We start from the raw sequence: 7846 nt of genomic DNA on the forward strand, positions 1-7846 counted from the left end.
AGACCTTACGGCCAGGCGCGGAGCGTGGTTACGATCAGGAGGTACTTCAGCGGCTATAACTGATCCGTCCATCCACCAGCGTGTAGCGCACCGAGCCCGGCAGGCAGTGGCCGATGAATGGGCAGTTTTCGCCTTTGGACAGCCAGGTCTCGCCTGCGAGGGTTGAAGCCGTCGGATCGAACAGGACGATGTCCGCCGGTGCGCCTGCGCTCAGCTTGCCGGCAGGCAGGCGCAAGGCACTGGCCGGGCCGCTGCTCAGGCGGGCGATCAGGGTTGGTAGGTCCAGCAGGCCATCCTCAACCAGCGTCATCGCCAGCGGCAACAACAGTTCGACGCTGCTGATGCCCGGCTCGGTGGCTCCGAAGGGCGCAAGCTTGGCGTCACGCTCGTGGGGCTGGTGGTGGCTGGAGATGGCTTGAATCACACCGGACTTTACGGCTTCACGCAGGCCATCGCGGTCGGCGCGGGTGCGTAGCGGGGGCTGGACGTGATACAGGCTGGAGAAGTCGATGAGCGCTTCGTCCGTCAGGATCAGCTGATACAGCGCTACGTCCGCCGTGACGGGTAGGCCGCGGGCCTGCGCCTGAGCGATCAGCGCCGCGCCGCGAGCGCTGGTCAACTGGCTGAAGTGGGCGCGGACGCCGCTTTGCTCGACCAGCAGCAGATCGCGGGCCAGTGCCACAGTCTCAGCGGTTTCCGGAATGCCTGCGAGGCCGAGGAAGCTCGCCATCGGGCCCTCGTGAGCCAGACCGCCTTGCGCCAGGTCGCGATCCTGCGAGTTGAAAATCACCGTCAGGTCGAAGGTGGCAGCATATTCCAGCGCCCGGCACAGCGTACGGGTGTTGCTGAAGCTGTTCAGGCCGTTGCCGAAGGCCACGCAGCCTGCGTCGCGTAGCGCAATCAGTTCGGCCAGTTGTTCGCCTTCCAGACCCTTGCTCAGTGCTCCGATCGGGAACACCTTGCTGAAACCGGCTTCGCGAGCGCGGTCCAGAATCAGTTCAGCCACCGCCGAGGTGTCCAGAACCGGTTTGGTGCGCGGCGGGCAGCACAGGCTGGTCACGCCGCCTGCGGTTGCCGCACGTGTTTCGCTGGCGATGCTGCCCTTGCGGCTGTAACCCGGCTCACGCAAAGAGACATTCAGGTCTACAAGTCCAGGCGCTGCCACAAGACCGCTGGCATCAACGGTTTGCGTCGCCTCGAAACCGGCCGGTGCTGCGCCGATAGCCAGGACCTTGCACGCTTCGATGTGCAGATCGGTGATGGTATCCAGACCGCTGGCCGGATCGATGACGCGAGCGCCGAGAATACTGAGCTTCACAGGGCGTTCTCCTGCTCGAACTGTCGTTGTGCGGTTTGTCCGCTCATGGCCATGGAGAGCACCGCCATGCGGATTGCGATGCCGTAGGTCACTTGATTGAGAATCACCGAATGCGCCCCGTCGGCCACTGCCGACTCGATTTCCACGCCGCGATTGATCGGGCCCGGGTGCATCACGATGGCATCGGGTTTTGCGACGGCCAGGCGTGCGGTGGTCAGGCCGAACAAGCGGTAGAACTCGCCTTCGCTGGGCAGCAGGCCGCCGGTCATGCGTTCGCGTTGCAGGCGCAGCATGATGACCACGTCTACGTCCTTCAAGCCTTCGTTCAGGTCGGTGTAAACCTTGACGCCGTATTGCTCGATGCCGACCGGCAACAGGGTTTTCGGCCCGATCACGCGGATGTCAGGGCAGCCCAGCGCCTTGAGCGCGAGCATGTTGGAGCGCGCCACGCGGGAGTGCAGGATATCGCCGACGATGGCCACCGACAGATTTTCGAAACCGCCCTTGTGACGACGAATCGTCAGCATGTCGAGCATGCCCTGAGTCGGGTGCGCATGACGTCCGTCACCACCGTTGATGATCGCAACGTCCGGGCACACGTGCTCGGCAATGAAGTGCGCGGCGCCTGAATCGGCGTGGCGCACGACGAACATGTCGGCGGCCATGGCCTCAAGGTTGCGTAACGTGTCGAACAGCGTCTCGCCCTTGCTGGTGGACGAGGTCGAGACGTTCAGGGTGATCACGTCGGCCGACAGGCGCTGGGCTGCCAGCTCGAACGTGGTGCGGGTGCGGGTCGAATTCTCGAAGAACACGTTGCACACCGTCTTGCCACGCAACAACGGGACTTTCTTCACCGCCCGTGCGCCGACTTCGAGAAACGAGTCGGCGGTGTCGAGGATTTCGGTGAGCAGCTCGCGGGGCAAGCCGTCCAGAGACAGGAAATGGCGCAACTGCCCCTGATGGTTCAGTTGCAGCGGGCGCTTGGCGTCGAGAGGCGTCATCGCAATGGACTCTTAGAGGGCGGTTGAGAGGTCTTGGAGTTCGAGCGCCAGAGGCTCTGGTCCGGACAGCTTGATGCGTTCCTGCGGGGCGAGAGGCAGGGTCGCGCCCACCACGTCGGGACGGATCGGCAGTTCGCCGGCGTCCAGGTCCAGCAGGCAGACCAGCGTGACACTGGCCGGGCGACCGTAGTCGAACAGCTCGTTGAAGGCGGCGCGAATGGTCCGGCCACTCATCAGCACGTCATCGATCAGCACCAGGTGCTGGCCTTCGATCTCGAACGGCAGCTCTGACGGGCGTACCTGCGGATGCAGGCCATTCTGGCTGAAATCGTCGCGGTAGAAGGAAACGTCCAGTGTGCCCAGCGCAGCAGGGTTGTCCAGCGCCTTGAGCAACGCCTGAGCGACCCAGACACCGCCGGTGCGGATACCGATAAAACGAGGGTCGCTGATGCCGCGCTTGCTCAGGTGAGCGTTCAGGTCAGTGGCCATCTGACGAATCAGTTCGGCGGGGTTTGGCAGACTCATGGTTGCTCCTTGAGGGCTCGAGCGGCGGCCGACGGTGAGGCGTCGCTCAGGCGTAAACGTGGAATCCGGGTATCTCGAAGCTGTGCGGACGCAAAAAGTCACGCATTCAACAGCTCGGCGTTCTCATCCAGCCATCCTTGCAACAGCAACGCGGCGGCAATGGCGTCGACCGGATTGTCGCGGTAGCTGCCTTTCTGGCCGCCTCGGGCCATGCGCTCGCCTTTGGCTTCGAACGTGGTCAGGCGTTCGTCATGGGTGTAGACCGTCACGCCGAAACGGCCATTGAGCTTGCGCGAGAACTTCTCGGCCAGGTCGCTCATGTTACTGCGCGTGCCGTCCATGTTCAGTGGCAGGCCGACCACGATGGCGTCGGGTTGCCATTCCTTGATCAGCGCCTGCACCTTGTCCCAGTCCGGGATGCCGTTCTGTGCTTTGAGCGTACACAGTTCGCGGGCCTGGCCGGTGATGGCCTGGCCGACTGCAACGCCGATCTGTTTGGTGCCGAAATCAAACCCCAGCAGCAGGCGCAATGCGGCCATCAGGCGTGCCCTGCCTGAGTCGACAACAGGCTGAGGTTGATGCCCAGCCGTGCAGCGGCGGCATCCAGGCGCTGCTCACTGTCCACGTCGAACAGGATGGCCGGGTCGAACGAACAGGTTAGCCAGGCGTTGGCTGCCATCTCGGCGTCCAGCTGGCCTGCGTCCCAGCCTGCGTAACCCAGGGTGATCACATTTTGATCAGGGCCGTAGCCATCGGCGATGGAGAACAGCACGTCCTGCGACGTGGACAGCGAAATGCCACCCAGATCGACGGTCGCCTGGAATATCTGGCCGCTGGGATGCAGAACGAAGCCGCGATCGGTCTGGACCGGCCCACCGGAGTGAATCGGGATCTGCTGGCAACGTACCGGGGCCGGAAGCTCCGGCCGCAGTTGTTCGAGCACATCGGCCAGGGTCAGGCTTTGCGGGCGGTTGATCACCAGCCCCATTGCGCCATTGGCGTTGTGCTCGACGATGTAGGTCAAGGTCTGCGAGAAGTTCTCGTCGTGCATGTGCGGCATGGCGATCAAGAACTGATGCTTGAGGTAACTCGGAGAGACTTTTTTCATGAGCCCTAGTGTGGCGTTGAGCCGCGTCGCTGACAACTGTCAGTTATGCGTGTGTCAGCAGGATTGACCAAAAAGCATCAATTGCTTGAAAGCTTGTCGCCGCGGGCAAATTTCCAGGTGCGGATGATCTCCAGCCGGTCGATATCGGCCAGATCGCCGGTGAACGGCGCAAATGGTGCCGCCAGTCGCACGATTCGCTGGGCTGCCTGGTCCAGCAACGGCTGCCCCGACGATTCAAGCACCAGCACTTCGTACAGCGAACCGTCGCGATTGATCGAGACCAATAGCCGCAGGTTGCCGTAGATTTGCTTGCGGCGGGCTTCTTCCGGGTAATTCAGGTTGCCGACCCGCTCGACCTTCTTGCGCCAGTCATCTTTGTACCAGGCACCCTTGTCGCGCATCGTCGATGCTGCGTTCAGGCGATGGATCTTCGGGCGCTTGGCATACAACTGTTGCTCGGCGGAGAGTTCGGCTTCGAGGCTGGCGATTTCATTGCTCAGATCCGCACTGTCAAAGGTCGGCGCGGTCTTGGCGGTGGGTTCGGGTTTGACTTCTTCGCGTTTGGCGACGGTTTTCTGCTGGCTCGGCGCAGTGGTCGCGACCGCGGTTTTCGGCGCTTCCTGCTTGACGACCGGCTTGCTGGCCGGAGGCGGCGTGACTTTGTTGACCTTGGTGTCCTGGTAGGGCGCGATCTCGGTGGTTTTCAGCGTTTCAGCCTTGTCCAGCGTGCCGCTGCCCTGCTGGTCGTCCTGCGCCAGGAAGTCTGCCTGTTTGGGCTTTTCGTCGCTCTTGAACGTCGCCAGAGTGATTTCCAGGGTCTGCGAGATCTGCTCGGGCTTTACGTAGGTGAAGCCCACACCAAGGATGATCGCCAGATGGATCAAGGCGGCGATCATCATGGTGAAACCCAGGCGATCGACCGGACGCACTCCGACGCTCGAGAGTTCCAGCGGTAGGTCGTTTCTGGCCATCGATGTCATTGGCGGTTCAGCATCTCGTCAGCCTGCATGTCAAAATCCGTGTCGTGTTACAGGTGGCGCATGATAACGCAATGTGCGATGCCGCTCCGGTCCGGATCGGACGAAGGGGCATCTTACGGTGTGCTGTCGGCTGGCGAATCCGCTATCAGGCCGACCGCGCCTGCAGTTTCTTCTCGATCGCGTCCATCAGCAGACCGCCGATGTCGGTGCCGAACGCGTTATCGATCTCGCGGATGCAGGTCGGGCTGGTGACGTTGATTTCGGTGAGGTGCTCGCCGATGACGTCGAGGCCCACGAACAGCAGGCCTTTTTCACGCAACGTCGGGCCGATCTGTTCCGCGATCCAGCGATCCTTGTCGCTCAGCGGCCGCGCTTCGCCCCGACCACCTGCGGCCAGGTTGCCACGGGTTTCGCCTGCGGCTGGAATGCGCGCCAGGCAATACGGAACCGGCTCGCCATCGACCATCAGAATACGCTTGTCGCCGTCCTTGATTGCCGGCAGATAACCCTGCGCCATGATCTGTTGCGTGCCGTGGGCGGTCAGGGTTTCCAGGATCACCGAGAGGTTGGGATCACCTGCGCGGTGGCGGAAGATCGACGCGCCGCCCATGCCGTCCAGCGGCTTGAGGATCACGTCGCCATGCTGCTCGGCGAATTCGCGGATGATGTCGGACCGACGGCTGACCAGCGTCGGCGGGGTGCACTGCGGGAACAGCGTAGCGAACAGCTTCTCGTTGCAGTCACGCAGGCTCTGCGGCTTGTTGACCACCAGCACGCCCGCCCGCTCGGCCTGCTCCAGCAGGTAAGTGGCGTAAACGAACTCCATGTCGAACGGCGGATCCTTGCGCATCAGGATCACGTCCAGATCGTCCAGCCCGGCGTCGACTTCGGCCTCGAATTCGAACCATTTGCCCGGATCGGCGAACACCTTGAGCGGTTTCATGCGGGCGCGAGCCTGACCTGCGTTCTGATACAGGTCCTTCTGCTCCATGTAAAACAGTGTCCAGCCGCGCGCCTGTGCGGCAAGCAGCATGGCCAGCGAACTGTCCTTTTTATAGGAGATGCGCTCAATGGGGTCCATGACAATCCCTAGGCGAACGCTCATGGGCAATATCCTCTGATCGATAAGGGCCGTGACGGCCGTGAAATTGGCGTCAGGGTGGCGCTCCGTTTGCTCCGGGTCAAGGGGCAGACATGCAGCGGCGCACTTTATGGATTGACCGGGGAGAGTGTGCTAAAAAGGCTCGGCATCCGGTCTACGATCCTTATGGATCCGTAAAGCCATACCATCAGGCTCCCAGTGCTTTGCAGAACGCGCAAAAATTCGCTGCGGCGATGGAAGAGCAGATATGGAACAGCACCCCACAGCCTTGAAAGTCATGGTCATCGACGACTCGAAGACCATTCGCCGCACCGCCGAAACGCTGCTGAGAAACGTCGGCTGTGAAGTCATCACGGCCGTCGACGGTTTTGACGCGCTGGCCAAGATTGCCGATAACCACCCACGCATTATATTCGTCGATATCATGATGCCGCGTCTGGACGGTTATCAGACCTGTGCCCTGATCAAGAACAACCGGGCCTTCAAGTCCACGCCTGTGATCATGCTGTCCTCCAAGGACGGGCTGTTCGACAAGGCCAAGGGGCGGATCGTCGGGTCGGACCAGTTTCTGACCAAGCCTTTCAGCAAGGAAGAACTGCTCAGCGCGATCAAGGCTCATGTGCCGAGCTTCGTTGCAGTAGAACAACACATACCGTGATGCCCGCGCCCATTGCTCGCGTGCTCGCAACTGACGGGGAACACCCATGGCTCGAATACTGATCGTCGATGATTCGCCGACTGAAATGTACAAACTCACCGGCATGCTGGAAAAGCATGGCCATGAAGTGCTGAAGGCTGAAAATGGCGCGGACGGCGTGGCCCTGGCTCGCCAGGAAAAACCCGATGCGGTGTTGATGGACATCGTGATGCCCGGGCTCAACGGCTTTCAGGCCACGCGCCAGCTGACCAAGGACGCCGACACCGCCATGATCCCGGTGATCATGATCACCACCAAGGATCAGGAGACCGACAAGGTCTGGGGCAAGCGCCAGGGTGCTCGCGATTACCTGACCAAGCCGGTCGATGAAGACACCCTGATGAAAACCCTGAACGCGGTGCTGGCCGGCTGATCGCCGGAGTCTGGTCATGGCCGAGCCACGCACAGCCTTTGAAATGCTTCTGGACATCGATCGGCGGTGCCGGTCACTGGCGGCCGGGTTGCCGCTGCAGCAAGCCCATCAGCAGGATTGGGTCGGCATTGGTTTCAGAATGGGCGAGCAGCGTTTCGTGGCGCCTATCGGCGAGATCGCCGAAATCCTGCATGAGCCACGGCATGCGGCGTTGCACGGAGTAAAACCCTGGGTTGTGGGCATCGCCAATCTACGCGGGCGACTGCTGCCCCTTACCGACCTGTGCGGGTTCTTCGGGCATGAGTTGTCGCCGGTGCGCAAGCAGCGCCGCGTGCTGGTGGTGGAACATCAGGATGCGTTCGCCGGTCTGCTGGTGGATGAAGTGTTCGGCATGCAGCATTTCAGTCAGTTGAGCCTGATTCCGGAGGCGCAGGGCACGCCCGATCCGCGTCTGGTGCCCTTTTTGCGCGGGCAGTTCATTCGCGAACAGGCCTGGCTGGTGTTCAGTCCGTGGGCACTGGTGAAATCCGACGAGTTCCTGGATGTAGCGTTCTAGAAGAGCGAAGTGGCCCGGTGTCGACGGGTCTGTTTTGTGTCACGAATCGCAGTTGGTCCAGGCGGGGGCCTGATTTAAATGAGTAAGACAGGCAGGTCAATGGAAGGCGTACGCAGCCGTACACAGATTGTTGTGCTGTTCTTCGCGCTTATCGTTTTCATCATGTTGCTGTTCGCCAACTTCGCC

10 protein-coding genes are annotated in these 7846 nt (G+C 61.6%); 3 read left to right on the forward strand and 7 right to left on the reverse strand.

Annotated elements, in window-relative coordinates; genetic code table 11:
- Nucleotides 1-46 precede the first annotated feature (46 nt).
- The 7 genes from BZK31_RS08430 to gshB all read right to left on the reverse strand — a co-directional run bounded on the left by BZK31_RS08430 (nucleotide 47) and on the right by gshB (nucleotide 6037).
- Entirely contained in the window at nucleotides 47-1318 is a 1272-nt protein-coding gene (locus BZK31_RS08430) for a dihydroorotase (protein WP_083182281.1), read from the reverse strand.
- Nucleotides 1315-2319, reverse strand: a complete 1005-nt coding sequence (locus BZK31_RS08435; protein ID WP_083182282.1) for an aspartate carbamoyltransferase catalytic subunit — start codon at nucleotides 2317-2319, stop codon at nucleotides 1315-1317. The genes BZK31_RS08430 and BZK31_RS08435 overlap by 4 nt, the downstream gene beginning before the upstream one ends.
- Nucleotides 2320-2331: 12 nt before the next feature.
- Entirely contained in the window at nucleotides 2332-2844 is a 513-nt protein-coding gene (gene pyrR / locus BZK31_RS08440; protein ID WP_083182283.1) for a bifunctional pyr operon transcriptional regulator/uracil phosphoribosyltransferase PyrR, read from the reverse strand.
- A gap of 98 nt (nucleotides 2845-2942) precedes the next feature.
- A complete protein-coding gene (gene ruvX, locus BZK31_RS08445; protein WP_083182284.1) occupies nucleotides 2943-3383 on the reverse strand; it encodes a Holliday junction resolvase RuvX in 441 nt (146 codons plus the stop codon).
- Nucleotides 3383-3952, reverse strand: coding sequence for a YqgE/AlgH family protein (locus BZK31_RS08450; protein ID WP_083182285.1), 570 nt, complete (start codon nucleotides 3950-3952; stop codon nucleotides 3383-3385). The genes ruvX and BZK31_RS08450 overlap by 1 nt, the downstream gene beginning before the upstream one ends.
- Before the next feature lie 77 nt (nucleotides 3953-4029).
- Nucleotides 4030-4932, reverse strand: a complete 903-nt coding sequence (locus BZK31_RS08455) for an energy transducer TonB (protein WP_083182286.1) — start codon at nucleotides 4930-4932, stop codon at nucleotides 4030-4032.
- 145 nt (nucleotides 4933-5077) lie between these two features.
- Complete coding sequence (gene gshB / locus BZK31_RS08460) at nucleotides 5078-6037, reverse strand: glutathione synthase (RefSeq protein WP_083182287.1); 960 nt, start codon at nucleotides 6035-6037, stop codon at nucleotides 5078-5080.
- A 244-nt stretch (nucleotides 6038-6281) separates the two neighbouring features.
- Between gshB and pilG the strand changes: the two genes are divergently transcribed.
- Genes pilG through BZK31_RS08475 form a run of 3 tightly spaced genes read left to right on the forward strand, consistent with a single transcriptional unit; the run spans nucleotide 6282 to nucleotide 7660 of the window.
- Nucleotides 6282-6692: a twitching motility response regulator PilG gene (pilG, locus tag BZK31_RS08465; RefSeq protein WP_083182288.1), complete on the forward strand. Its 411-nt coding sequence runs from the start codon at nucleotides 6282-6284 to the stop codon at nucleotides 6690-6692.
- 46 nt (nucleotides 6693-6738) lie between these two features.
- On the forward strand, nucleotides 6739-7104 hold the full coding sequence (pilH, locus tag BZK31_RS08470; RefSeq protein WP_004884368.1) for a twitching motility response regulator PilH: 366 nt from the start codon (nucleotides 6739-6741) through the stop codon (nucleotides 7102-7104).
- 16 nt (nucleotides 7105-7120) lie between these two features.
- A complete protein-coding gene (locus BZK31_RS08475; protein ID WP_083182289.1) occupies nucleotides 7121-7660 on the forward strand; it encodes a chemotaxis protein CheW in 540 nt (179 codons plus the stop codon).
- The last annotated feature ends 186 nt before the right edge of the window (nucleotides 7661-7846 follow it).

Origin of the sequence: Pseudomonas floridensis, from assembly GCF_002087235.1 — a bacterium.
Taxonomy (GTDB): Bacteria; Pseudomonadota; Gammaproteobacteria; order Pseudomonadales; family Pseudomonadaceae; genus Aquipseudomonas; species Aquipseudomonas floridensis.

What these genes read in the sequence shown, in the direction of transcription:
- BZK31_RS08435 (WP_083182282.1), bottom strand. Translation starts at nt 2,319, where the DNA reads ATGACGCCTCTCGACGCCAAGCGCCCGCTGCAACTGAACCATCAGGGG.
- pyrR (WP_083182283.1), bottom strand. Translation starts at nt 2,844, where the DNA reads ATGAGTCTGCCAAACCCCGCCGAACTGATTCGTCAGATGGCCACTGAC.
- ruvX (WP_083182284.1), bottom strand. Translation starts at nt 3,383, where the DNA reads ATGGCCGCATTGCGCCTGCTGCTGGGGTTTGATTTCGGCACCAAACAG.
- BZK31_RS08450 (WP_083182285.1), bottom strand. Translation starts at nt 3,952, where the DNA reads ATGAAAAAAGTCTCTCCGAGTTACCTCAAGCATCAGTTCTTGATCGCC.
- BZK31_RS08455 (WP_083182286.1), bottom strand. Translation starts at nt 4,932, where the DNA reads ATGACATCGATGGCCAGAAACGACCTACCGCTGGAACTCTCGAGCGTC.
- gshB (WP_083182287.1), bottom strand. Translation starts at nt 6,037, where the DNA reads ATGAGCGTTCGCCTAGGGATTGTCATGGACCCCATTGAGCGCATCTCC.
- pilG (WP_083182288.1), top strand. Translation starts at nt 6,282, where the DNA reads ATGGAACAGCACCCCACAGCCTTGAAAGTCATGGTCATCGACGACTCG.
- pilH (WP_004884368.1), top strand. Translation starts at nt 6,739, where the DNA reads ATGGCTCGAATACTGATCGTCGATGATTCGCCGACTGAAATGTACAAA.
- BZK31_RS08475 (WP_083182289.1), top strand. Translation starts at nt 7,121, where the DNA reads ATGGCCGAGCCACGCACAGCCTTTGAAATGCTTCTGGACATCGATCGG.